This window comes from Croceicoccus marinus (assembly GCF_001661675.2).
Lineage (GTDB): Bacteria > Pseudomonadota > Alphaproteobacteria > Sphingomonadales > Sphingomonadaceae > Croceicoccus > Croceicoccus marinus.
This window is the reverse complement of the sequence record NZ_CP019602.1, coordinates 454,083-477,247: the sequence shown is the minus strand read 5'-3', so window position 1 is coordinate 477,247 and position 23,165 is coordinate 454,083. Positions and strand designations below refer to the sequence as shown.

At 67.5% G+C, this 23,165-nt stretch carries 21 protein-coding genes; 9 read left to right on the top strand and 12 right to left on the bottom strand.

The genetic code is table 11. The features are described 5' to 3' along the window. The first annotated feature begins 161 nt into the window (after positions 1-161). Both A9D14_RS02355 and A9D14_RS02350 read left to right on the top strand, forming a co-directional pair. A complete protein-coding gene (locus A9D14_RS02355; protein WP_066842633.1) occupies positions 162-1,568 on the top strand; it encodes a helix-turn-helix domain-containing protein in 1,407 nt (468 codons plus the stop codon). Positions 1,569-1,843: 275 nt separating this feature from the next. Next, positions 1,844-3,637, top strand: a complete 1,794-nt coding sequence (locus A9D14_RS02350; RefSeq protein ID WP_232468722.1) for a tetratricopeptide repeat protein — start codon at positions 1,844-1,846, stop codon at positions 3,635-3,637. A gap of 41 nt (positions 3,638-3,678) precedes the next feature. Here the strand turns inward: A9D14_RS02350 and gor are convergent, their stop codons facing one another. Beyond that, complete coding sequence (gene gor / locus A9D14_RS02345) at positions 3,679-5,055, bottom strand: glutathione-disulfide reductase (protein WP_066842629.1); 1,377 nt, start codon at positions 5,053-5,055, stop codon at positions 3,679-3,681. 87 nt (positions 5,056-5,142) lie between these two features. Then, positions 5,143-6,678, bottom strand: a complete 1,536-nt coding sequence (pgi, locus tag A9D14_RS02340; RefSeq protein WP_066842626.1) for a glucose-6-phosphate isomerase — start codon at positions 6,676-6,678, stop codon at positions 5,143-5,145. Between the two features lie 136 nt (positions 6,679-6,814). Here pgi and lepB point away from each other — a divergent pair, with 136 nt between their 5' ends. Genes lepB through era form a run of 3 tightly spaced genes read left to right on the top strand, consistent with a single transcriptional unit; the run spans position 6,815 to position 9,443 of the window. Further along, positions 6,815-7,753: a signal peptidase I gene (lepB, locus tag A9D14_RS02335; RefSeq protein ID WP_083987551.1), complete on the top strand. Its 939-nt coding sequence runs from the start codon at positions 6,815-6,817 to the stop codon at positions 7,751-7,753. A gap of 23 nt (positions 7,754-7,776) precedes the next feature. Beyond that, positions 7,777-8,490 (top strand): ribonuclease III, encoded by a 714-nt coding sequence (gene rnc, locus A9D14_RS02330; RefSeq protein WP_232468720.1) that lies wholly within the window; start codon positions 7,777-7,779, stop codon positions 8,488-8,490. Between the two features lie 5 nt (positions 8,491-8,495). After that, positions 8,496-9,443, top strand: a complete 948-nt coding sequence (gene era / locus A9D14_RS02325; protein ID WP_066842624.1) for a GTPase Era — start codon at positions 8,496-8,498, stop codon at positions 9,441-9,443. 1 nt (position 9,444) lies between these two features. Here era and A9D14_RS02320 read toward each other — a convergent pair whose 3' ends face one another. The 4 genes from A9D14_RS02320 to plsY form a co-directional block, all read right to left on the bottom strand. Beyond that, entirely contained in the window at positions 9,445-10,872 is a 1,428-nt protein-coding gene (locus A9D14_RS02320; protein WP_066842618.1) for an MFS transporter, read from the bottom strand. A 114-nt stretch (positions 10,873-10,986) separates the two neighbouring features. After that, entirely contained in the window at positions 10,987-13,626 is a 2,640-nt protein-coding gene (topA, locus tag A9D14_RS02315; RefSeq protein ID WP_066842616.1) for a type I DNA topoisomerase, read from the bottom strand. A 110-nt stretch (positions 13,627-13,736) separates the two neighbouring features. Then, positions 13,737-14,855, bottom strand: coding sequence for a DNA-processing protein DprA (gene dprA / locus A9D14_RS02310; RefSeq protein WP_066842614.1), 1,119 nt, complete (start codon positions 14,853-14,855; stop codon positions 13,737-13,739). An 18-nt stretch (positions 14,856-14,873) separates the two neighbouring features. Further along, positions 14,874-15,467, bottom strand: coding sequence for a glycerol-3-phosphate 1-O-acyltransferase PlsY (gene plsY, locus A9D14_RS02305; protein ID WP_415877346.1), 594 nt, complete (start codon positions 15,465-15,467; stop codon positions 14,874-14,876). A 132-nt stretch (positions 15,468-15,599) separates the two neighbouring features. Here plsY and murI point away from each other — a divergent pair, with 132 nt between their 5' ends. The 3 genes from murI to A9D14_RS19760 all read left to right on the top strand — a co-directional run bounded on the left by murI (position 15,600) and on the right by A9D14_RS19760 (position 18,198). Next, positions 15,600-16,415, top strand: a complete 816-nt coding sequence (gene murI, locus A9D14_RS02300; protein WP_066842612.1) for a glutamate racemase — start codon at positions 15,600-15,602, stop codon at positions 16,413-16,415. A 217-nt stretch (positions 16,416-16,632) separates the two neighbouring features. Then, complete coding sequence (gene hemA, locus A9D14_RS02295) at positions 16,633-17,853, top strand: 5-aminolevulinate synthase (protein ID WP_066842610.1); 1,221 nt, start codon at positions 16,633-16,635, stop codon at positions 17,851-17,853. A gap of 117 nt (positions 17,854-17,970) precedes the next feature. Then, positions 17,971-18,198, top strand: coding sequence for a hypothetical protein (locus A9D14_RS19760; protein WP_332459778.1), 228 nt, complete (start codon positions 17,971-17,973; stop codon positions 18,196-18,198). Here the strand turns inward: A9D14_RS19760 and A9D14_RS02285 are convergent. Next, the gene (locus A9D14_RS02285; protein WP_066842608.1) at positions 18,155-19,078 is read right to left on the bottom strand and encodes an NAD(P)H-dependent flavin oxidoreductase; all 924 of its coding nucleotides are present in this window, start codon (positions 19,076-19,078) and stop codon (positions 18,155-18,157) included. The genes A9D14_RS19760 and A9D14_RS02285 overlap by 44 nt on opposite strands. Positions 19,079-19,122: 44 nt before the next feature. Beyond that, entirely contained in the window at positions 19,123-19,758 is a 636-nt protein-coding gene (locus A9D14_RS02280) for a CPBP family intramembrane glutamic endopeptidase (protein WP_083987547.1), read from the bottom strand. 159 nt (positions 19,759-19,917) lie between these two features. Between A9D14_RS02280 and A9D14_RS02275 the strand changes: the two genes are divergently transcribed. After that, on the top strand, positions 19,918-20,238 hold the full coding sequence (locus A9D14_RS02275) for a DMT family transporter (protein ID WP_066842602.1): 321 nt from the start codon (positions 19,918-19,920) through the stop codon (positions 20,236-20,238). Positions 20,239-20,274: 36 nt separating this feature from the next. On the opposite strand, the gene A9D14_RS19275 is transcribed toward A9D14_RS02275, so the two are convergent. From A9D14_RS19275 to A9D14_RS02260, 4 genes are all read right to left on the bottom strand, one after another. After that, complete coding sequence (locus A9D14_RS19275; protein ID WP_157668109.1) at positions 20,275-20,415, bottom strand: hypothetical protein; 141 nt, start codon at positions 20,413-20,415, stop codon at positions 20,275-20,277. Between the two features lie 237 nt (positions 20,416-20,652). Further along, the gene (locus A9D14_RS02270) at positions 20,653-20,931 is read right to left on the bottom strand and encodes a hypothetical protein (protein WP_066842600.1); all 279 of its coding nucleotides are present in this window, start codon (positions 20,929-20,931) and stop codon (positions 20,653-20,655) included. Positions 20,932-21,200: 269 nt separating this feature from the next. Then, the gene (locus A9D14_RS02265) at positions 21,201-22,409 is read right to left on the bottom strand and encodes a type III PLP-dependent enzyme (RefSeq protein WP_066842598.1); all 1,209 of its coding nucleotides are present in this window, start codon (positions 22,407-22,409) and stop codon (positions 21,201-21,203) included. 197 nt (positions 22,410-22,606) lie between these two features. Beyond that, entirely contained in the window at positions 22,607-23,161 is a 555-nt protein-coding gene (locus tag A9D14_RS02260; protein WP_066842594.1) for a LemA family protein, read from the bottom strand. Positions 23,162-23,165: the final 4 nt, after the last annotated feature.

Genomic DNA, 23,165 nt, shown 5'->3' with positions numbered 1-23,165 from the left:
ATTGTGTTATGCGTGCGGTGTTGCCTGCAGGCAGGGACGGCAGGCACCGCCATCCTTGCCAGACTGCCTATCGCGGGCGGCACTTTGCAAGTCCAATGCGAATTTGCAAAATTCGGTCGCAAGGTTTTGCAAAACAAACCGCGCCTGCCTATCAGTCACCCATGGACCGCCCCCAGCGCATCTTTGCCGGCAAGACCCTGCGCGCCCTGCGATCGCGGCGCGGCATGCGGCAGGCGGAAATGGCCGGGGCGCTGGGCATCTCGGTATCCTATCTCTCGCAACTGGAAAGCGACGACCGGCCGCTGACCCCGCCGCTGATCGCCGCGCTGACCCGGCGCTTCGACCTGCGGCTCGACGATTTGGGCGGCGACAGTTCGGACAAAAGGGCCGAGGCGCTGCGCCGCGCCGCATCGGACCCGATCTTTGCCGAGCCTTTGGGCGAGGATGCCGCCGCCCGCGCGGTGCGCCAGCAGCCGCATCTGGCCGACCGCTTCGTTTCGCTGCATGCCGCCTATCGGCAAGCGGGGGAACGGCTGCAGATGCTGGACGAGGCGCTGGAGTCGGGCGAAACCGCGCAGTCGGGACGCCTGCCGTGGGAGGAAGTGCGCGACTGGTTCCACGGCGCGGGCAATTACATCGACACGCTGGACCGCGGGGCCGAGGCGCTGGCCGCAAGGATCGCCGGGGACGCGCCCTCTCCCACGGAAGCCGCGCTGCTGGCATTCGCACGGGACCTGGGGCTGTCGGTGGGCGAGGCGGAGGGCGGGCTGCGGCAATATGATGCGGCGCGGCGCGAATTCACGCTCGATCCCGCGCAGCCTGCGGAGACGCGGCGGTTCCAGCTGGCATGGCAACTGGCCGGGATCGCGCTGGCGGACAGGATCGCCGCGGTGACCGAGCAGTCCGGCCTTGCCTCGGCCGGAGCGCGGGAATTGCTGCGGATCGGGCTGGGCAATTACGCGGCCGGGGCCCTGCTGATGCCCTATGAAGGCTTTCGCGCCGCCGCGCTGACGGAGCGGCACGACATCGACCGGCTGCGCCAGCGTTTCGCGGTCAGCTTCGAGCAGGCGTGCCACCGGCTATCGACGCTGCAGCGCGAAGGGGCGCGGGGCATCCCCTTCTTCTTCTGCCGGGTCGACATGGCCGGGAACATCACCAAGCGGCATTCGGCGACGCCCCTGCAGTTCGCGCGCTTTGGCGGGGCGTGCCCGCTGTGGATCGTGCACGAGGCGGTGGCGATCCCCGACCGCATCCTGACACAGCTGGCCGAGACGCCCGACGGGGTTCGCTATGTCTCGATGGCCAAGGGGCTGGTGAAGCCGTCGGGCAGCTATGCCCGCCCGCCGCGCCGCTATGCCGTGGCGCTGGGGTGCGAGGCGAAGGACGCCGCCGACTTCATCTATGCCGACGGGCTGGACGTGGCGGCGCGCGGCGCGGCGATGCCGATCGGCATCTCCTGCCGGCTATGCCCCCGCGAGAACTGCGACCAGCGCGCCTTTCCGCCGGGCGACAGGGCGATCGTGGTCGATCCGGGCGGACGCGGCGTCGTGCCCTATCGCTTCGGGTGAGTCGGTCCGGGCGCGCCGGCCGGTTGACACAGGCGACACGTCCTACAATCGCTGTCACCCTGCCGAAAGCGGCGGACAAGCGCGGGATTCCGGCCCTCGGTTGACACCATGGGGGTCTGGAAAAAACGAACGAGATCAAGGAGCCGCGGTCTCGATGGCCTAGCGCGCAACGCGCCTGTAGGACAGCGCGAAACCGGCGGCCGCGGCGCGCTCGCCGAAAGGCGGGCAATCTGCTATGAAAGAGCCTTCGAGGCGGGTCGCGCTGGAGGTGGATGATGGAGCACAGGCTTGCTCTCTCCGCGGCGCTGCTGATCGCGGTCGGCGGGTCCGGCGGATCGGCGACGGGTATCCCGGATTTTGGCGCGAACGAGGCGCTCTCGGCCCAGGCGATGGCGGCGCTGGACCCGACGCGGGCCGGCAGGCTGGCCTGCCGCGGGCTCGATGCCTCGGGTTCTACCCTTGGCGACCGGCTGAAGCTGGCCGAAAAGATGGTGCAGGATGGCGGCGACACCGCCATGGGGCTCTATCCCGGCCTGGCCGCGACCGACCTGCCGCTGGGCGACATCGACCCGCTGGCCCGCCGTTATTTCGAACAGGGGCTGGCGCTGGCCTATGGCTTCAACCATCGCGCCGCGATCCGGTCGTTCCGCCACGCGCAGCGGATCGATCCCGGTTGCACCATGTGCTGGTGGGGCGAGGCGATGGCGAACGGGCCGAACATCAATGCGGCCATGAACGACGAGCAGAACCGCGCCGCGCTCGCCGCGCTGGACAAGGCGCGCAGCCTGTCCGCCGGGGCCGATCCGCTGGTCGCCGCGCTGGTGGAGGCGCAGTCCCGCCGCTATTCCGCCGATCAGGGGGCCGACCGCGCGGCGCTGGATGCGGATTATGCCGATGCCATGCTGGCGCTGGCGCGGCAGGCGCCCGCCAGCGACGACCTGGCCGTGCTGGCGGCCGAAGCGGCGATGAACACCACGCCGTGGAATTACTGGAACCTGGAATCCGGGACCGCCCGGCCCCGCATTCCCCAGGCTGTCGCGCTGATCGAGAAGGTGATGGCGCGCACGCCGCTCCATCCGCAGGCCTCGCACCTTTACATCCATCTGCAGGAATTGCCCGAACCGGCCAGGGCCGAAGCCGCGGCGGACCGGCTGCGCGATAGCAGGCCGGCGGCGCTGGGGCATCTGGTCCACATGCCCTCGCACATCTATTACCGGATCGGGCGCTATGCGGATTCGCTGGCGGTGAACCGGGACGCGGTCGCCGCGGACGAGGCCTATCTGGCAAGTGCTGGAGGGGACCCGATGGTGCGGTTCGGCTATTACCCGCACAATGTCCATTTCCTGCTGACATCGGCGCAGATGCTGGGCGATGTCGGCACCGTGGCGAGCCAGGCGGCGCGGCTGCAGTCGATCCTGGATGTCGACACCGGGCGGGCGCTGCCGTGGGTGCAGGCGATCTACGCGGCGCCGTTCTTCGCGCAGGCGCAATATGGATCGGCGGCCGCGATCCTGGCGCTGACGGAACAGGCGCATCCGCTCGATTACGTGGAAGCCATGCGCCATTACGCGCGCGCGGTCGCCCATGCCGAGCGAGGCGACGAGGACGGCTTCGCCGGCGAACTCGCCGCGCTGCAGGGCCTTGCGGGATCGCCGGGCGCGGCCAGCATGGAGGGCGACGGCTTTCCCGCGCCGCTGATCATCCGCCTCTCCGCCGAGGTCGCGCAGGGGCGCATGGCGATGAAGCAGGGCCGCCCGGAAACGGCGATCGGGCATTTCGCCGCCGCGACCGAATTGCAGAAGGCGATCCCCTACATGGAGCCGCCCTATTGGTATTATCCGGTCAGCCAGTCGCTGGGCGCGGCCTATTTCCAGGCGGGGCGGTACGAGGATGCACGCCAGGCCTTCCGCGCCGCGCTGTTCGAGGCGCCCAACAGCGCGCTGGCCCTGTATGGCCTTGCGCGGACCGAGCGGAGGCTGGGCCACGGGCCCGAGGCGATGGCCGCGCAGGCCGCCTTCGACGGATTATGGCTGGGTGACGACCGCTGGCTGGACATGACGCGGATCTGACGGGGACTGTCAGGTACGGGCCGGTCCGCGCCGGGCGCGCGCTATTTCATCAGGACAAGCTCTTCCGCCATGGTGGGGTGGATGGCGACGGTGGCGTCGAAATCGTCCTTGGTCAGGCCCGCCTTCACCGCGACGGCGGCGGCCTGCATGATCTCGGGCGCGTCGGGGCCGATCATGTGGATGCCGACGATCCGGCCCGTATTGCCCTCGCAGATCATCTTGTAGAGGCCGCGTTCGTTGCGGCCCGCCAGCACGTTCTTCATCGGGCGGAAATCGGCGAGATAGATTTTCACGTCGCCCATCTTGTTGCGCGCCTCGCCCTCGGTCATGCCGACGCCCGCCAGCGGGGGGTGGCTGAACACCGCGCTGGGGATGCAGTCATAGGACACGCTGGTGGGCTTGCCGCCGAACACGCTGTCGGCAAAGGCCTGCCCCTCGCGGATGGCGACGGGGGTCAGCTGCACGCGGTCGGTGACGTCGCCCACGGCGTAGATGTTATCGACATTGGTCTTCGAGAAGCGGTCGACCCTGATCTCGCCCCGATCGCCCAGTTCGACGCCCGCGTTCTCCAGCCCCAGCCCTTCGACATTGGGGACGCGGCCGGTGGCGAACAGCACGCAATCGACCTCGATCGGCTCGTGATCGGTCATCGAGACGCGCAGGCAGCCCTTGCCGTTTTCGTCACTTTGGGTCTTCTCGATCCCGCGGAATTCGGCGTTGAAGCGGAAATCGATGCCCTTCATCATCGAGATCTGCAGCAGCCGGTCGCGCAGGCTCTCGTCATAGCCGCGCAGCAGCTTGTCGGACCGGTTGATGATCGTGACCTTGCTGCCGAACTCGTTGAAGATGCCGGCGAATTCATTGGCGATATAGCCGCCGCCGGCGATCAGTATGCGCCGGGGCAGCTCGTCGAGGTGGAACGCCTCGTTGCTGGTGATGCCAAGCTCGTGCCCCGGACAGTCGGGCACGCGGGGGCGCGCTCCGGTGGCGATCAGGATGGTCGCGGCGGTCACGGTCCTGCCGCTGGCCAGCTTGAGCGTATGCGCGTCGACCAGCTCGGCCCGTTCGTCGAAGATGGTGACGTCGTGATTGCCCAGCGTCTCGGTATAGAGGCCGCTGATCCGCGTGACGTCGTCGAGCACGGTGTCGCGCAATTTCCTCCAGTCGAAGGTCGCATTCTCGACCGTCCAGCCGAACTGCTGCGCGTCTTCCAGGTCCTCGGCGAAATGGGCGCCATAGACCAGCATCTTCTTGGGCACGCAGCCGCGGATGACGCAGGTGCCGCCGACGCGGTGCTCCTCTGCCACCGCGACACGCGCGCCATGCGCCGCCGCCACGCGCGAGGCCCGCACACCGCCGGACCCCGCGCCGATCACGAAGAGGTCGAAGTCATAGGCGGTGTCGGGGGTATAGCTCATTGATCGCTCCTGCTTGGTCGGGGCGATATGGGCGGTGCGGGGCGGATTGCAAAGGCTTGCCGCCCCGCCCGCGCGGAACCGCCCCCGTTATTTCAGCCCGGCGGCTTCCAGCAGCGCCTCGGTGCTGGGGTCGAAACCCTCGCCCTTGCCGCTCTCGATCTCTTTCGCGATCTGCTTGCCCAGTTCGACGCCGAACTGGTCGAACGGATTGATGCCCATCAGCACCGCGTTGCAGAAGGTGCGGTGTTCGTGGAACGCGATCAGCGCGCCCAGCGTGGCGGCATCCATGTCGTCGCACAGAATGGTCGCGCTGGGGCGGTTGCCGGGATAGCTGCGCGCGGGATCGTCGCTGCCCTTGCCCGCCATCAGCGCCGCGCCCTGCGCAAAGCAATTGGTGAGCAGGATGCGGTGATGTTCGTCGGGCAGCGCATCGCCCGGCGCGATGCTGGCGATGAAGTCCACCGGCACCGTCACCGTGCCCTGGTGGAGCAGCTGGAATACCGCGTGCTGCGCATCGGTGCCCACCCCGCCCCAGGTGATCGGCGCGGTGGGGCCGTCGACGGGTTTGCCGTCCATCGTCACCAGCTTGCCGTTCGATTCCATTTCGAGCTGCTGAAGATAGTCGGGAAACAGCTTCAGCCGTTCGTCATAGGCGAAGACCGCGCGGGTCTGGCAGCCGCGCAGCCGCGTGTAGAGCTGGTCGGCGAAGGCGGCGCGCAAGGGGAGGTTGGCGCGCGCGTCCGTGTCGCGGAAGTGGATGTCGACTGCCTGCGCGCCCGCCAGCACCGCCTCGAACTCGTCCCAGCCCAGCGCGATGGCGACGGGGAAGCCGATCGAGGACCACAGCGAATAGCGCCCGCCCACGGTCTCGCTGAAGGGCAGCACGCGGGTTTCGTCGACGCCCCATTCGACCGCCTTTTCCGGGCTGGCGGTCAATGCGACGACGCGGCCATAGGGATCGGCGACGCCGTTTTCCCTAAGCCAGTCCAGCGCGCTTGTCGCATTGGTCATCGTCTCGGTCGTGGTGAAGGTCTTGGAGGCGACCGCGATCATCGTCGTTTTCGGATCGCAGCCATGCATCGCGTCTTCCAGCGCGCAGCCGTCGATGTTCGACACGACATGCACGTCGATCAGCGGCGCGTCGATGTCGCGCGCCAGCATGGCCAGCGCGCAGGCCGGGCCCAGCGCGGAACCGCCGATGCCGATATGGATGAGGTGCTTCACCTCGCCCAGTTCGCCGGCCCGGATCGCGCCCACCAGCAGCTTCATGCGCTGGTGCAGCGCGTCGGCTTCCTCGACCGCGGCGTCGGAGCCGATGCCGCGCTCGGCGGTGTGCTGGGCGGCGCGGCCCTCGGTCGGGTTGGCGATGCCGCCGGTCAGCAGCACGTCGCGGCGCCCTGCGAAGTCCATCGCGTCGGCCAGCTCCTCGAACGCGCCCAGGTGAACCTCGTCCAGATGGGTCTTGGACCAGTCGAACAGGATCGAGCCGGCGGTCTGCCCCTCTCCCCAGCCGATCCGGCCGGTCAGCGCCGAGAGACGCTGCGGATCGGCGTCGAACAGTTCCTTGAGCGTGGGCGTGGGCAGGTTCTTGAGGCGGTCGCGGATCGCGGCGGCGTCGGTCATGGTAAGATCTGTTCCCTGTTGCCGTGTTACCGGTCGATTGAATCGGGCGGCGCGCAAGGTTTCGCTTGGCCGCCGTGCGCTTCCTGCCCTATGCCGCGCTGCGATACCAGACCGTCCAGAAGCGAAAACAGGTTACATGCAGATTTCCGGCCCCAGCAAGAATGGCGATGGCGCGCCCGAACGCCCGTCGGCCGACCGCCAGCCGGGTTCCGGCGACCCGTTCGCGCGGCCTGCCGGCGCCGCGCCCCGGGCGGAGAAGAAGGAGAAGAAGGAGGACAGCTTCCCCGTCTTCCTGCTGAAGCTGGCGGTGATCGTGTTCATCTTTCGCAGCTTCGTCTTCTCGCCCTTCAACATTCCGTCGGAATCGATGCTGCCGCGCCTCTTGATCGGGGATTACCTGCTCGCGTCGAAATGGTCGTATGGCTACACGCGCTATTCGCTGCCGTTCTCGATGCCGCTCATCCCTGGGCGGATCCTTGCCAGCACGCCCGAGCGCGGCGACGTCGCCATCTTCAAGGCGCCGCCAGACGCGGCGAACGATTACATCAAACGCATCATCGGCCTTCCCGGCGACCAGGTGCAGATGCGCGGCGGCCAGCTGTTCATCAACGGCCAGGCCATCCCCAAGCGCCGGATCGCGGACCTGCTGCTGCCCGTCACGCAGAACATGCTGGACGCGGCCGCGATCTCGGGCCGGGGGTCGCCCTGCATCGACATGCGGTTCGAGGAAGCGGGCGTCGCGGGCACGCGCTTCTGCCGCTATCCCCGCTATGTCGAGACGCTGCCGTCGGGCCGCAGTTACCAGGTGCTGGACCTGATCGACACGCCGCAGGACGACACGCCGGTGTTCACCGTGCCCGAGGGGCATGTCTTTGCCATGGGCGACAATCGCGACAATTCGGAAGACAGCCGCTTCCCCGCGCGGATCGGCGGCGGCATCGGCATGGTCCCGATGGAAAACCTGGTCGGCAAGGCGCAGGTGACCATGTTCTCGACCGACGGTTCGGCCGAATGGTTCCTGCCGTGGACCTGGTTCCAGGCCACCCGCTGGGACCGCATCGGGAAGACGTTCTGACAGGCTGGATGGCAGCGAAAGGCATGACAGCGGAAGGCATGGCAGCAAGAGATACGAGCCAAAGCGTTGCACTGGACGACACGGCGCGCGACTGGATCGAGGCGCAGACCGGCGCGGTGCCGCGCGACGAGGGGTTGTGGGTCGCGGCGCTGACGCATGGCAGCACGGGCGAAAGCTTCGACTATCAGCGGCTTGAGTTCCTGGGCGACCGGGTGCTGGGGCTGACCATCGCGGAATGGCTGTACGAACATACCGACGGGTCGGAAGGCAAGCTGTCGCAGCGGCTGAACGCGCTGGTCAGCCGCGCCGCCTGCGCCAAGGCCGCGCGGACCGAGGGGCTGGCCGATCACATGCGGCTGGGCAAGCAGGCGCGCGCCGATGGCGGGCTTGAAAGCGACAACATACTGGGCGACGTCATCGAGGCGCTGATCGGCGCCTGTTTCCTGGAGCACGGTTTCGACACCGCCCGCGCGCTGGTCCGCCGCTGGTGGGCCGACGCGGTCGAGGGGCGCACCGGCCAGTCCAAGCATCCCAAGTCGGCCCTGCAGGAATGGGCCGCGGGCAATCGCCGCAAGATGCCGGAATACGATCTGATCGAACGCAGCGGCCCCGACCATGCGCTGCGCTTTACGGTGCGCGTGTCGGTCAAGGGCGTGGGCGACGAAACCGGCACGGGCATTTCCAAACAGCAGGCCGAAACCGACGCGGCGGCCCGCTTTCTTCAGCGTCACGGATAGGAATTATGGACGAAAGTGCAAACGACGCGCCCGAAGCGATGGGGACCGGCACACGCTGCGGCGTGGTGGCGGTGCTGGGCGCGCCCAATGCGGGCAAGTCGACGCTGGTGAATTCGCTGGTGGGCCAGAAGGTCGCGATCACCAGTCCCAAGGCGCAGACCACGCGCGCGCGGCTTCTGGGCATCGCGCTGGCGGAAAATGCCGCGGGCGAGCCGACGCAGATCGTCTTGGCGGACACGCCCGGCATCTTCGCGCCGCGGCGACGGCTGGACCGCGCGATGGTCAATGCCGCCTGGGAAGGCGCGGACGAGGCGGACGCGATCCTGCTGGTGGTCGATCCGATCAAGCAGCGCCGGCACGAGCTGATGCCGCTGATCGAAACGCTGGCGCAGCGGCCCGAACGCAGGATCCTGGTCATCAACAAGGTCGACGCCTCGAAGAAGGAGGCGCTGCTGGTGCTGGCGCAGGACCTCGACGCGCAGGCCAAGTTCGACGAGATCTTCTTCGTCTCGGCGCTGACCGGCGACGGGGTGGGCGAGCTGAAGGCGCATCTCGCCTCGCTGATGCCCGAAGGTCCGTGGCTGTATCCCGAGGATCAGGTGTCGGACGCGTCGCAGCGGCTGCTGGCGGCGGAGATCACGCGCGAGCAGCTGTATCTGCAGCTGCGCGAGGAACTGCCCTATGACAGCGCGATCCGGCCCGAGGCCTATGTCGAGCGGCCCGACGGTTCGGTCGAGATCCGCCAGCAGATCGTGCTAGGCCGCGACAGCCAGAAACCCATCGTGCTGGGCAAGGGCGGCGCGCGCATCAAGGCCATCGGCGAGGCATCGCGCGAGGAATTGTCGAAGCTGCTGGGCCAGAAAGTGCACCTGTTCCTGCATGTGAAGGTCCAGGAGAACTGGGCCGAGGACAAGGAGCTTTACGAGGTGCTGGGGCTCGACTGGGTGAAATAGGTCAGGTGCCGATTTCGGCAAAGGCGGCCAGCCGCCGCTGCGCGATGATCGTGCGGTAGCGGGTGAGCGAGCACAGGCCCGCGACCACCGACAGGCCGATCGCCACATAGAACGGCACCGGGCCGAGGCCGAGGCCAAGACCCAGCATCAGGCCCGCCAGCGCCGCCGCATTGGCCTGCCCGAACAGGCGCGAGGTCGACAGCACGCCGCCCGCCGCCGCCGAACGGTCGCGCGGGGCGCTGCCGATCAGCAGGCGCGAATTGGGCGGCATGAAGAACGCGAAACCGATCGCGCAGGTGACCAGCCGCCACGCGACATCGACATAGCTGCCGTCGGCGGGCAGGAAGATGAAGGACGCGAAACCTGCGATCAATATGGCAAGGCCGAACAGCCCCAGCTTGGTCGGGGCGACGCGGTCGGACAGCCACCCGGTGAACGGCGCGAAGATCAGCATGGTCAGCGGGAACGGCAGCAGCACAAGGCCGACCTGGTCGGGCGTGTAGCCCAATTTCTGTTCCAGGATGAAGGGCAGCGACACGGTCAGCAGCCCGGTCGCGCAGAACGCCACCGCGCCCGCCAGCGCCGACAGGCCCACGGCGGGAAGCGCGAGGATGTCGACGGGCAATACGGGCCGGTCCTGCTTGCGTTCGCGCTTGACCAGCCACCACGCCGACAGCACGCCGAACACGAAGGCGGCGATGCCGGGCAGCAGCGTGCCTTCATGCGCGGCCAGCTGCACGCCGCCGATCAGCAGCGCGACGGTAACCGCGCTCCACACGCTGCCCACGCCGTCGAGGTCGGCGCCGGGGCGCGCATTGGGCAGGCTGCGGCCCAGCACCAGCGACAGCAGCGCGAAGGGCACCGCGACCACGAACACATATTGCCACGAGAAATGCGCCACGATGAAGCCGCCCAAAGTCGGCGCCAGCGCGGCGGAGGAAGCGACCACCACCGAATTGATGCCCAGCCCGCTGCCAAGGCTCTTTTCGGGATAGATGTTGCGGATCATCGCCGATGCCACCGCCAGCGCCAGGCTGGCCCCCAGCGCCTGAAGCGCGCGCAGCACCAGCAGCATGGCGAAGCTGTCGATGAACCAGACCAGTGCGGAAGCGGCGCAGAACAGCACCTGCCCGATCTGGTAGATGCGGCGGTGCCCGATGCGGTCGCCCAGCTTGGCGAAGGGCAGCAGGCCCATCACCATCACCAGCTGATAGATCGTGACGACCGAGGTGACCGCCCCTTCGCTGACGTCCAGTTCGCGCGACAAGGTGGGCAGCGCGACATTGGCGATCACCGAATCGAGCACGAACAGCGCGGTGCCGAAGCTGACCGCGATGATCGCCCATACGCGGCGCGGCATGGGCAGGCCCTCGCCGTCCTCGCGATCGTGCGCTGGTGCCTTGCCGGTTTTCGCGGGGGCGCTGTTCATCGACACGCCCGCCCGTCCGCAATGCCATAGCCATGTCGCATGGGGGAAGGACGCGGGCGGCGGCAATTCGTTCCGCCGCCCCGGTCCGATCGGCGGGCGCTTATTGCCCGGCGATCAGCCCTCGGCGTCGTCCGTTCCCGCCTTTGCCTTGGCCGGGGCCTTCTTCTTCGCGGGTGCCTTCTTGGGGGCCGCAGACTTGGCCGCAGTCTTGGTCGCAGCCTTCTTGGGGGCGGCCTTCTTGGGCGCGGCTTTCTTCTTTGCGCCTTTCTTCTTGGCGGGGCCCTTGGCGGCGCGTTCGTCTATCAGGCGGACCGCGTCTTCGGCGGTCACGTCCTCGGGCTTCATGTCGCGCGGGATCGTGGCATTGGTCGTGCCGTCGGTGACATAGGGGCCATAGCGGCCCGCCAGCAGCTTGATTTCGCCGCCACTGGTGGGGTGTTCGCCGAATGTGTTGATCGGTTCGGCCGCGGCCCGCGCGCCCTTGCCGCCGCGGTTCTGCGCCTCGGCCAGCAGGGTGACGGCCGCGTTCATGCCGGTGTCGAACACGTCCGCGGTGCCCGCCAGCTTCGCATATTTGCCGTCGTGGCGCAGATAGGGGCCATAGCGGCCGATATTGGCCTCGATCTCCTTGCCGCTCTCGGGGTGCTCGCCGACGATGCGCGGCAGGGACAGCAGCTTGACCGCCCATTCCAGGTCGAGTTCGGGAATGTCCTTGGGGATCGAGGCGCGCTTGGCCTCCTTCCCCTCGCCCATCTGGATGTAGGGGCCGAAGCGGCCCGTCTTGCGCTCGATCGGCTCGCCCGTTTCGGGGTGCTTGCCGATCTCGGTATCCGCGCCCTCGCCATCCTCGCCCGGCTGGCCGAAGCGGCGGGTGTACTTGCATTCGGGATAGTTGACGCAGCCGATGAACGCGCCGTTGCGTCCGCCGCGCAAATGCAGCTCGCCGCCATCGCGCCCCTCGGCGATGCACTGCGGGCAGGCGCGCGCAGGCAAACCGTCCTCGCGCGGGGGGAAGAGGTAGTCGGCAAGGAATTCGTCCAGCGCGACGGTGATGTCGCTGGGCTTCTGCTCCATCACCTCGTCGGACTTGGGCTTGAAGTCGCGCCAGAACGCCTCGAGCACGCTGTGCCAGTCGGCGCGCCCGCCCGACACGTCGTCAAGCTCGTCCTCCATCCCGGCGGTGAAGTCATAGGCGACGTATCGCTCGAAGAAGCGTTCGAGGAAGGCGGTCAGCAGGCGGCCCGAATCCTCGGCGAAGAAGCGGTTCTTCTCGGTCCGGACATAGTCGCGGTCCTTCAGCACCTGCAGCGTGGCGGCATAGGTCGACGGGCGCCCGATGCCGAGTTCCTCCAGCCTCTTGACCAGGCTGGCCTCGGAATAGCGCGGCGGGGGCTGGGTGAAATGCTGGTTGGCGTCGACCGACTTCTTGGCCGGACGGTCGCCCGATTTCATCAGCGGCAGCAGGCCTTCGTCGTCGTCGTCGCTGCGCTGGTCGAGGCCTTCCTCGTACAGCGCGAGGAAGCCGGGGAACTTCACCACCTGGCCGGTAGCGCGCAGCTCGTGCTGTCCGGTTCCGTCGCGCATGGTGACGCTGGTGCGTTCCAGACTGGCGGCGGCCATCTGGCTGGCCAGCGCGCGCTTGTAGATCAGGTCGTAGAGCTTGGCCGCATCGCCGCTGCCGCCGCGCGGTTTCGTGAAGTCGGTCGGGCGGATCGCCTCATGCGCTTCCTGCGCGTTCTTGGCCTTGGTCTGATACTGGCGCGGCTTTTCGGGCAGGTAATGCCCCCCAGAATCAGACTTGGCATAGCGGTCGCTGATCGCCTTGCGTGCCTCGCTGATCGCGCCGGGGTCCATCTGGACGCCATCGGTACGCATATAGGTGATCAGCCCCTGCTCATACAGGCCCTGCGCCAGCCGCATGGTGTGGCTGGCAGAATAATGCAGCTTGCGCGCGGCTTCCTGCTGCAGGGTAGATGTCGTGAACGGCGGGGCGGGATTGCGCTTGACCGGCTTGGTCTCGACATCCTCGACCGTGAAGGCGCCGTTCATCACCGCGGTCTTGGCGCGGACCGCGATACCCTCATCGCCCAGCGACAGGCGTTCAAGCTTGTTGCCTTCGAACTTCACCAGCCGCGCTTCGAAGCCGGTGCCGTCATGCTCCATATGCGCGACGACGGACCAGTATTCCTGCGCGGTGAAGCTTTCGATCTCGCGCTCGCGCTCGACGATCAGGCGCAGCGCGACCGATTGCACGCGGCCCGCCGATTTCGCGCCGGGCAGCTTGCGCCACAGCACGGGCGACAGGGTGAAGCCGAACAGATAATCCAGTGCGCGGCGGGCGAGATAGGCGTCGATCAGATCGCGGTCGAGCTCGCGCGGCTTCTTCATCGCGTCGGTCACCGCGGTCTTGGTGATCGCGTTGAAAGTGACGCGCTCGACCTCCTTGGGCAGCGCCTTGCGCTTCTTCAGCAGTTCGAGGACATGCCAGCTGATGGCTTCGCCTTCGCGGTCAGGGTCGGTGGCGAGGATCAGGCGGTCGGCCGTCTTGGCGGCGTCGGCGATGGCGCGCACCTGCTTCTGCTTGTCGCCGTACAGCTCCCAGTCCATCGCGAAGCCCTCGTCAGGCTTCACCGAGCCGTCCTTGGGCGGCAGGTCGCGGACGTGGCCATAGCTGGCCAGCACCTTGTAGTCGGCGCCCAGATATTTCTCGATGGTCTTCGCCTTGGCGGGCGATTCTACGATGACGAGTTGCATGTCAGTTCAAGGTTTCCCGATGCGGGCCGGCGTGTCTTTTCGGCCCCTCTACGCGTATACGCGCGAAAATGGGGACCGGTTCGCGGCCCCGTCAAGGCGATTAACGCCCCTCACGCAAGCGAAACCCGCCCGCCCGCATGGCGCTGGATGCGCCCCGCCAGTTCCATTTCCAGCAGCGCGAGCTGCACCGCCGCGGGGGCCGCGCCGCTGGTGCGGATCAGCTCGTCGACGCTGACGGGCGCGGCGGATATCAGCGCGGCGATGTCGACGGCGGGTTCGTCACTGCCCTCTCCAAGGCCGTCCATCCCGTCCTCGCTGGGCAGATGGGCGAACACCGGCGTCTCCTCGCGGAAGCGGCTGCGCGGGGCGCCTTCGAAGCTGTCGAGCAATTCGGCGATGTCGTCCGCCCCCTGCACCAGCACCGCGCCTTCGCGGATCAGATAGTTGCAGCCGCGCGCCCTTGCGTCGCGCGGATTGCCGGGCACCGCCATCACCTCTCTCCCCGCATCCGCCGCGATGCGCGCGGTGATCAGGCTGCCCGACTTGGGCGCGGCCTCGACCACGACCGTGCCTGCCGCCATGCCGGCGATGATGCGGTTGCGGCTGGGGAAATGGCGCGCCTGCGGCTGGGTGCCGGCGGGCTGTTCGGCGATCAGCAGGCCTTCGGCGGCGATGCGTTCCTGCAGATCGGCGTGCTCCGGCGGATAGGTGACGTCGATGCCGCTGGCGATGACGGCGGCGGTCGCGCCTTCTGCAAGGGCGCCTTCATGCGCGGCGGCGTCGATCCCGCGCGCCAGGCCCGATACGACCAGCCGGCCCTGCTGCGCCAGCTCGCGCCCGAACTGCCGCGCCAGCGAGATCGCGGCGGCAGAGGCGTTGCGCGCGCCGACGATGGCGACCGCCGGTTTGTGCAAAAGTGCCAGATCGCCGCGTATCGTCAGGATGGGGGGCGCGTTGTGCATTTCGGCCAGCAGGGCGGGAAAGGCCGGGTCGTCGTGGAACAGATAGCGGGCGCCAGCCGCGCGGACCGCGCCCACTTCTTCGCGCACCAGTGCTTCGGAAGCGGGCTGCTGCTTGCCGCCGCCGCGCGCCGCCATGTCGGGCAGCGCATCGAGCGCGGCGGCCGCATTGCCGAAGCGCGCCAGCAATTGCCGGAAACCGACCGGCCCGACATTGGGCGAGCGCAGCAGACGAATGCGCGCGAAGGCTTCTTCCTGGCTGATCGGCATGATTGTCGGGCGAACGCTCTAGGCCTGCTTCTTGCCGATGCGCGGTTCGGTGCCCGCCATCAGCCGCTGGATATTGGCGCGGTGCCGCCACAGCACCAGCGCGGCCATGATCGCCAATGCCAGCGCGTAATGCGGCCAGCCCATGGCGAATGCGGCGATCGGCGCGGCGATGGCGGCGCTCATGCCCCCGGCGCTCGAGATGCGGGTGATCGCCAGCATGCCCAGCCAGACGACAGCGAACGCCAGCCCGATCGGCCAGGCCAGGCCCAGCGCCACACCCATCAGCGTCGCCACGCCCTTTCCGCCGCGAAAGCGCAGCCAGATCGGCAGGCAGTGCCCGACGATCGCCGCAAGGCCCGCCCAATGCTCGCTTCCCGGCCAGATGGCGCGCGCGATCAGCACCACCACCAGCCCCTTGGCCAGGTCGAGCAGCAGGGTTGCCGCCGCCAGCCCCTTGCGCCCAGTGCGCAGCACGTTGGTCGCGCCGGTGCCGCCCGATCCGATCTCGTGCAGATTGCCCGCACCCGCCACGCGGGTCAGGATCACCCCGAACGGGATCGATCCCAGCACATAGCCGAAGACCAGCGCGGACAGCAGGTCGATCGTGTTCACTCGGGCGCTCTCCCAGACGATTGGCTTCCGGCGTTAGCCGCTTGGCCGATGCGGCTCAAGCGCGGGAGGCGCGGTTCCTGTGGCCTGCGCGCATCTTGCACATTCGCCCGCGCTGCAGCATGGACCGGGCCGATGACGCATGACGCCCCGCCGATCCGCCCCGACGCGCCCATACTGGTGTTCGATTCGGGGGTCGGCGGCCTGACCGTGCTGGACGCGCTGCGCCGGAAACTGCCGCAGGCGCCGGTGATCTATGCGGCGGACAACGCGGGCCTTCCCTATGGGGAGAAGAGCGAGGCGGAGATCGCCGCGCGGGTCGCGGGCCTGCTGGGCCGCATGACCGAACGGTTCCAGCCGCGGCTGGCGTGCATCGCCTGCAACACCGCCAGCACCATCGCGCTGGGCATGGTGCGCGACGTGCTGAACATCCCGATCGTGGGCACGGTGCCGGCGATCAAGCCCGCCGCCGCCATGACGCGGACGGGGGTGATCGGGCTGATCGGCACCGGCGCGACGATCCGGCAGGTCTATGTCGACCGGCTGGAAGCGGAATTCGCCGCGGACAAGACATTGCTGAGGCTGGCCGCCCCCGGCCTTGTCGCCGCGGCGGAAGCGAAGCTGCGCGGCGAACCGGTCGATCCGGCGGTCATCGCCCGGACAATGTCCGCGATGCGCGCGATGGATGGCGGCGAGCGGATCGACACGCTGGTCCTTGCCTGCACGCATTTTCCCTTGCTGGCCGACGAGCTGGCGCAGGCATTCGGCCCCGGCGTCGCGATGATCGACGGGGCAGAGGGGATCGCGCGGCGCATCGCCTTTCTGACGCAGGGGCAGTCATTCGCGGCGTCATCGCCCGACCTTGCGCTGTTCACGCGTGACGAGGCGGGTCTGTCCGCCCTGCGGCCCGCGCTGGCGCGGCGCGGTCTTGCGCGGATCGCGGTGCTGTGATCGCATCGCTTCGTCAGGGTGATCGCCAATCATGCTTTGCATGGCTGCGGACAATGCAGTAGGGGCTTTCCCCGACAAGCAATGGCCCGCACCGCCGGTTCGGGTCATGGATTGGCGCGGCGCGCGAATTTGATCTGGCGCAATGCGCGCGGGGGCAGACCCTGGCAGGACGCGTCAAGCGATCCAGCCAGACAACCCCACAGGCGAGCGGTACGACGTGAACTACAACCAGATTTTCGACCAGGCGATCGACCGGCTGCATGCCGAGGGACGCTACCGCGTGTTCATCGACATCCTGCGCAACAAGGGTGCCTATCCCAATGCGCGCTGCTTTGCCGGTCACAACGGGCCAAAGCCGATCACCGTGTGGTGTTCCAACGACTATCTCGCCATGGGGCAGCACCCCAAGGTGATCGAGGCGATGGAAAGCGCGCTGCACGACGTGGGCGCGGGTTCGGGCGGCACGCGCAATATCGGCGGCAACACGCATTACCACGTGGATCTGGAATATGAACTGGCCGACCTTCACGACAAGGAAGGCGCGCTGTTGTTTACCAGCGGCTATGTCTCGAACGACACCACGCTGACCACGCTGGGCAAGCTGCTGCCGGGCTGCGTGATCTTTTCGGACGAGTTGAACCATGCCTCGATGATCGCGGGCATCCGCAATTCGGGCTGCGAAAAGCGCGTGTGGCGGCATAACGACATCGCCCATCTGGAAGAGCTGCTGGCTGCCGAGGACGAGGCGACGCCCAAGCTGATCGCGTTCGAATCGGTCTATTCGATGGACGGCGACGTCGCCCCGATCCACGCGATCTGCGACCTGGCCGACAAGTACAACGCGCTGACCTATATCGACGAGGTTCACGCCGTGGGCATGTATGGCGCGCGCGGCGGCGGCATTTCGGAACGCGACGACGCGGCATCGCGCATCGACATCATCGAGGGGACGCTGGGCAAGGCGTTCGGCGTGATGGGCGGCTATATCGCGGCGGACAAGCGCATCATCGATTGCGTGCGCAGCTATGCGCCGGGCTTCATCTTCACGACCTCGCTGTCGCCGGTGCTGGTCGCGGGCGTGCTGGCATCGGTCCGCCACCTGAAATCCTCGAGCGCCGAGCGGGACGCGCAGCAGGCATCCGCCGCGTTCCTGAAGGACGCGATGCGCGATGCGGGGCTGCCGGTGATGGATTCGACCACCCATATCGTCCCGCTGATGGTCGGCGATCCGGTGCGCGCGAAGAAGATTTCGGACATATTGCTCGCCGAATACGGCGTCTATGTGCAGCCGATCAATTTCCCCACCGTCCCGCGCGGCACCGAACGCCTGCGCTTCACCCCCGGCCCCGCGCACACCGAACAGATGATGAGCGACCTGGTGGGCGCCCTGGTCGAGATCTGGGACAGGCTGGAGCTGGAACTGCGCAAGGCGGCGTGACGGGGCGCTGTTGTAGAAAATTCTGTTCGTCTGCAGTCAGAACCGGCTGCGTAGTCCCACGGCCGAGCAGATCTTTGCGGATCATCCCGGGATCGGTTGGCCGACATGGTTTTCGTCATGGAGAAAACGCACCGCGGGAAACTGCAACGAAAATTTCGCGGCGACCTCAAGTCGGCACGCATCATTTGCCTGTCCATACCGGATGATTACGCATTCATGGTCGACGGGCTCCTCCGGCTGCTGAGGGCAAAGGTCGAGCCGCATCTGCCCTGGAAGCAGCCTTGTCAGGTCGTTTCCGAATTCAGCCTAGCAACCGCGCCTTCGCCGCCGCATATTCGCGCTTGAACCGCGCGATCAGCTCCGCCGCGGGCACAACCGCGTCGACCGAGCCGACTCCCTGTCCGCTGCCCCAGATGTCCTTCCACGCCTTGCTGCCGCCAAAGTCCATCGCGCTGGGGTCCGATTCCGGCAAATTGTCCGGGTCCATGCCCGACCGCTCGATCGAGCCGCGCAGGTAATTGCCGTGGACGCCGGTGAAAAGGTTCGAATAGACGATGTCCTCGGACCGGCTGTCGACGATCATCTGCTTGTATTCGGGGACCGCCACCGCTTCCTGGGTGGCGATGAAGGCGCTGCCGATATAGCCGACATCGGCGCCCATCGCCTGCGCGGCAAGGATCGACTGGCCGTTCGCGATGGAGCCCGACAGCGCCACCGGGCCGTCGAACCAGCTGCGAATCTCGGACACCAGCGCGAAGGGCGAGGTCGTGCCCGCATGGCCGCCCGCGCCCGCCGCCACCGCGACCACGCCGTCTGCGCCCTTTTCCACCGCCTTGCGCGCGAACTTGTCGTTGATCACGTCGTGCAGCACCAGCCCGCCATAGGAATGGATCGCATCGTTCACTTCCTCGCGCGCGCCTAGCGAGCAGATCACGATCGGCACCTTGTACTTGACGCAGAGTTCCAGGTCGGTCTGCAGCCGCGCATTGCTGCGATGGACGATCAGGTTCACCGCGAAAGGCGCGTCATCGTCGGTCAGTTCGGCGTTCAGCCGCTGCAGCCATTGCTCGAACGTACCGTCGGGGCGCGCGTTCAGCGAGGGGAACGAGCCGACGATCCCGCTGCGGCATTGCGCCAGTACCAGGTCGGGTTGCGACACGATGAACATCGGCGCGGCGATCGCGGGCAATTGCAGGCGGTGCTTCAACCAGTCGGGCAGGCTCATTCGTCGTCGACTCCCATCGTTTTGCGACGGGACTAGCACCGCGATCAGGCGAGGAACAGGGCGACCGATCCGATCAGGTTGAAAGTCATATGCGCGGCCACGCAGGGCAGCAGCCGCCGCCCGCACAGCTGGTAGAGCACGCCGAGCGCCAGCCCGATCAGCCCCGTCACCACCGCGCCCGACGGGCCATAGCTGTGCGAGGCGCCGAAGGCGGCGGCGGAGATCAGCACCAGCAGCGGCACGGCGCCGCGCCCGAAGATCCTGGCGCCCCAGCCGATCACATAGCCGCGATAGAGCACCTCCTCTGCCGCGGCGCTGGCCAGCGCGACCACCAGCGTCGCCACGAACACCGGCCAGTTGCCCGCCACCGCGTCGAGCCCGGCGGTATCGACGCCCCGGCCCAGGATGCTTTCCACGAACGGGCGGACCAGTTCGGCGATGCCGACCGCCAGCGCTCCGCCGACCACGATGCCCAGCGCCAGTGATTTCGCGCGCGATCTCCAGACGAAGGCCAGCGCCGCCTGGCGCGCGGGCTTCATCACCGTCAGCACCGCCGCCATCAGCGCCAGCGACGCCAGGAATCCGAAGGCGGGGACCAGGATCGCCGGTGCCAGCACCCCAAGGCACAGCACGGCGGGTATCCACGGGCGAGCGGGAATCGAAACTGCGGAGGCACTCATGCCCCGGCCATAGCGCCGGTTTGCCTAAGGCTTTGTTAGCGCGGGGCCGGTTGCGCCCCGCGTGCGGCTGCCATAGAAACGGCGGGCCGCGACCACGTTCCGGCACCGAGAAAGGGCATTCAAGACCGGGACGGCCCGGCAGTCGAAGGAGGCTGCCGCATGGCATGGATCGTTCTGCTTCTCGCCAGCGTGTTCGAAGTGATCTGGGCATTCAGCATGAAACAGTCCGAGGGGTTCACCCGGCTCGGCCCCTCGCTGGTGACATTGGGGGCGGTGGCGGCCAGCTTCATCCTGCTGGCCATGGCCATGCGCAGCCTGCCGCTGGGCACCGCCTATACGATCTGGACCGGCATCGGCGCGGTGGGCGCCTTCGTCCTGGGCATCGCCTTGCTGGGCGAGGCGGCCAATCCGCTGCGGATCGTGGCGGCGCTTATGATCGTGGGCGGCGTGGTGCTGATGAAGCTGGCCTCGCCGCAATGACGACCCCAGCCCGTCGCCGGACCTAGCCGGGCATGTTCATCGCGGGCGGATAGGCGAATCGATCCGGAAGGTCGAACCCCTCGGCCGGTCGGTCACGTCGACCCCGTGCATGTCGCGGCCGCGGAAGGTGCCGGGCTTGCCCGCCATCATCACCGTGGTCGATGCGGTCGCGCCCACTGCCAGCACTTCGCCGCGGAACGGGCCGAGCGGTCCGTCGTCGTCGCTGACCTGCCTGGCCCATCCGATCTGCGCGACAGGCGGGTCAGCGTAGCGGGCGGTTCGCGCGATCTTATCGGGAATTACCCTGGGGCCGGCGGCTGTTTGCGGCGCGCGGCATCAGGGCACGGGAAGCTATTGGTGTCTTGTCGAAAGCGACGGCCGCGGAGCGAGTGTCGCTCCGCGGCCTGCGCGTCGTCATTCCATTTCGTCGGCGACTTCGTTGAGCGCGTCGGCGCGGTCGTCGCCGATGTCGTCGATCTCCTCGGCGCGGGCGTTCAGCGCGTCTTCGCGAGCATCGGTCGGCGCCTCGTCGGCCATTTCCTCGAGCGCGGCGGCCTGGTCGTCGCCATAATCCTCCACGGCATCAGCGCGTTCTTCCAGCGCGTCTCCCTGTTCCTCGACCGCGGAATCGGGTCCGCAGGCAGCCAGGGCCAGGACGGTCGGCGCGGCGGCGAGCATGATCAGTTTCTTCATTTGGGGGTTCCTTTTGTTTCACGTCCCCCGGCGCGGCAACCGGCCAGGGGACGCTGTGTGTTTCCGGAACCTTTCCAACGGGCGAACGGCGCGATGTTTCCGAAATTGCGGCAAAATTGTGCCGCCCGGCCGGATCGCGTGGCAGGCCTTCGGCTCGCCAGGATGCGGGACGATCCCGCCGCGTACGACGGGATCATATTTTAACGCAGCGAAATCGCCCGGCTTGGCGCAGCGAGATGACCCGGCCTAGCGCAGCGAGATGACCCGGCCTAGCGCAGCGAGATCACGTTATCCGAGACGCGCGGATCTGCGCGGTCGCCGCGGTACAGGCTGCTCATCGGTTCGTCCGACACGGCTTCCACCGGGCCGTCGCCGAAACCGTTGAACGCGGTGCGCATGGCAGCCCCATAGGCGCCCAGCATCCCGACCTCGATGAAATCGCCTGCGCGCATGTCGGCGGGCAGCGGGAACGGGCCTTCCATATAGTCGGCGTCGTCGCAGGTGGGGCCATAGAACGCGAAATCGGCCATCTCGGCGTCATTCTCGGGCCCGGCCACGCGGCGGACGGGGAAGCGCCAGCCGATATGCGCGGCATCGAACAAGGCGCCATAGGCGCCGTCGTTGATGAACAGCTCGTTCTCGCGCCGCTTTTCGACGCGCACGATCATCGAATTGTATTCCGCGCACAGCGCACGGCCCGGCTCGCACCACAGCTCGGCGTTGTAGGCGATCGGCAATTCGTAGAAATGGCGGTGGATGACCGAGAAGTAATCCTCCAGCGGCGGAGGCTCCATCCCCGGATAGACCGAGGGGAAACCGCCGCCGACGTCGATCATGTCTATGACGACGCTGGCCTCGGCAATCGCGGCGCGCACACGTTCGAGCCCCTGCACATAGGCGAAAGGGGTCATGGCCTGCGAACCGACGTGGAAGCACACGCCCAGCCAGTCGGCCTTTTGACGCACGGCCTGCAGCAGGCCCGCGGCATCGGTCAGGTCGACGCCGAACTTGGCGGCTAGCGACAGCTCGGAATATTCGGACGACACGCGCAGGCGCACGCACAGGCGCAGGTCCTTTGCCTCTACCCCGTCGCGGGTGGTGGCGCGCACGATCTTGTCCAGCTCTTCATGGCTGTCGAGGCTGAAAGTCTTGCAGCCATGCTCGAAATAGGCCTCGGCAATCGCGCGCTCGGTCTTGACCGGGTGCATGAAGCAAAGCGTCACATCGCGGCCCAGCGTGCTGCGCACAAGCCGCACCTCGGCGATGGAGGCGACGTCGTAATGCGTCACGCCGCCGTCGTGCAGGATCTGCAGCAGGTCGGGCGAGGGATTGGCCTTGACCGCGTAGAGCACCTTGCCGGGAAACTTCTGGACGAAGAACTCCGCGGCCCGCCGCGCAGCATGCGGGCGGTTGAGGATTACCGGTTCGTCCGGCGACAGGGCGCGGACTACAGCAGCGGCGTCAGGGAAAATGGACAATTCAAGGGACCCCCAGAGGTAGACATTCGACAAGAGCTGCCTTGCGGTTTGGAAGTCCCCATGGGGCAGCGAGGGGGCGCATATAAGCACCGGTCCATAAAACGCAAGGTAATTTCACGCGTTCCGGGATGCCACCATCAGCGCGGCAGGGCGGATTCTGTGTTCGGCGGGCCGTGCGAAACCGCGGGGCGCCGGGTTCAGAACCGGACCTGCGGAACCTGGTCGACGGTGCCCACTTCCGAATCGTCGAGCCGGTGGAAATCGGCGTGGCGGAAGCCCAGCATGCCCGCGAACAGCACGGCGGGAAAGCTCTCTATCCCCGTGTTGTAGCGCGATACCGCGGCGTTCAGCGCGCGGCGGGCGGCGGCGATCTTGTCCTCGGTATCGGCCAGCTCGCCCTGCAGCTGCTGGAAATTGCTGTTCGCCTTCAGTTCGGGATAGGCTTCCTGCAGCGCCAGCAGGCGATCGAGCGCCACGGCCAGCTGCTCCTCGTCCCCCGAGTTGGGATTGCCTGCCGCGGCGCGGTTGCGGGCAGCGATCACCGCTTCCAGCGTGTCCGATTCGTGGGCGGCATAGCCTTTTACCGTGCTGACCAGATTGGGAACCAGGTCATGCCGCTGCCGCAATTGCGCGTCGATGTCGGCGACGCCCTGCCGCACCGTCTGCCGCAGCGAGACGAGGCGGTTGTAGATGCCGATCACCAGCACGGCGACCACCACCAAGACGATCAAAACGATTATCCAGCCCGCCATCGCC

Coding starts and splice junctions, on each gene's coding strand:
- A9D14_RS02355 (WP_066842633.1), top strand. CDS start 162: ATGGACCGCCCCCAGCGCATCTTTGCCGGCAAGACCCTGCGCGCCCTG.
- A9D14_RS02350 (WP_232468722.1), top strand. CDS start 1,844: ATGGAGCACAGGCTTGCTCTCTCCGCGGCGCTGCTGATCGCGGTCGGC.
- gor (WP_066842629.1), bottom strand. CDS start 5,055: ATGAGCTATACCCCCGACACCGCCTATGACTTCGACCTCTTCGTGATC.
- pgi (WP_066842626.1), bottom strand. CDS start 6,678: ATGACCGACGCCGCCGCGATCCGCGACCGCCTCAAGAACCTGCCCACG.
- lepB (WP_083987551.1), top strand. CDS start 6,815: ATGCAGATTTCCGGCCCCAGCAAGAATGGCGATGGCGCGCCCGAACGC.
- rnc (WP_232468720.1), top strand. CDS start 7,777: ATGACAGCGGAAGGCATGGCAGCAAGAGATACGAGCCAAAGCGTTGCA.
- era (WP_066842624.1), top strand. CDS start 8,496: ATGGACGAAAGTGCAAACGACGCGCCCGAAGCGATGGGGACCGGCACA.
- A9D14_RS02320 (WP_066842618.1), bottom strand. CDS start 10,872: ATGAACAGCGCCCCCGCGAAAACCGGCAAGGCACCAGCGCACGATCGC.
- topA (WP_066842616.1), bottom strand. CDS start 13,626: ATGCAACTCGTCATCGTAGAATCGCCCGCCAAGGCGAAGACCATCGAG.
- dprA (WP_066842614.1), bottom strand. CDS start 14,855: ATGCCGATCAGCCAGGAAGAAGCCTTCGCGCGCATTCGTCTGCTGCGC.
- murI (WP_066842612.1), top strand. CDS start 15,600: ATGACGCATGACGCCCCGCCGATCCGCCCCGACGCGCCCATACTGGTG.
- A9D14_RS19760 (WP_332459778.1), top strand. CDS start 17,971: ATGGAGAAAACGCACCGCGGGAAACTGCAACGAAAATTTCGCGGCGAC.
- A9D14_RS02285 (WP_066842608.1), bottom strand. CDS start 19,078: ATGAGCCTGCCCGACTGGTTGAAGCACCGCCTGCAATTGCCCGCGATC.
- A9D14_RS02280 (WP_083987547.1), bottom strand. CDS start 19,758: ATGAGTGCCTCCGCAGTTTCGATTCCCGCTCGCCCGTGGATACCCGCC.
- A9D14_RS02275 (WP_066842602.1), top strand. CDS start 19,918: ATGGCATGGATCGTTCTGCTTCTCGCCAGCGTGTTCGAAGTGATCTGG.
- A9D14_RS02270 (WP_066842600.1), bottom strand. CDS start 20,931: ATGAAGAAACTGATCATGCTCGCCGCCGCGCCGACCGTCCTGGCCCTG.
- A9D14_RS02260 (WP_066842594.1), bottom strand. CDS start 23,161: ATGGCGGGCTGGATAATCGTTTTGATCGTCTTGGTGGTGGTCGCCGTG.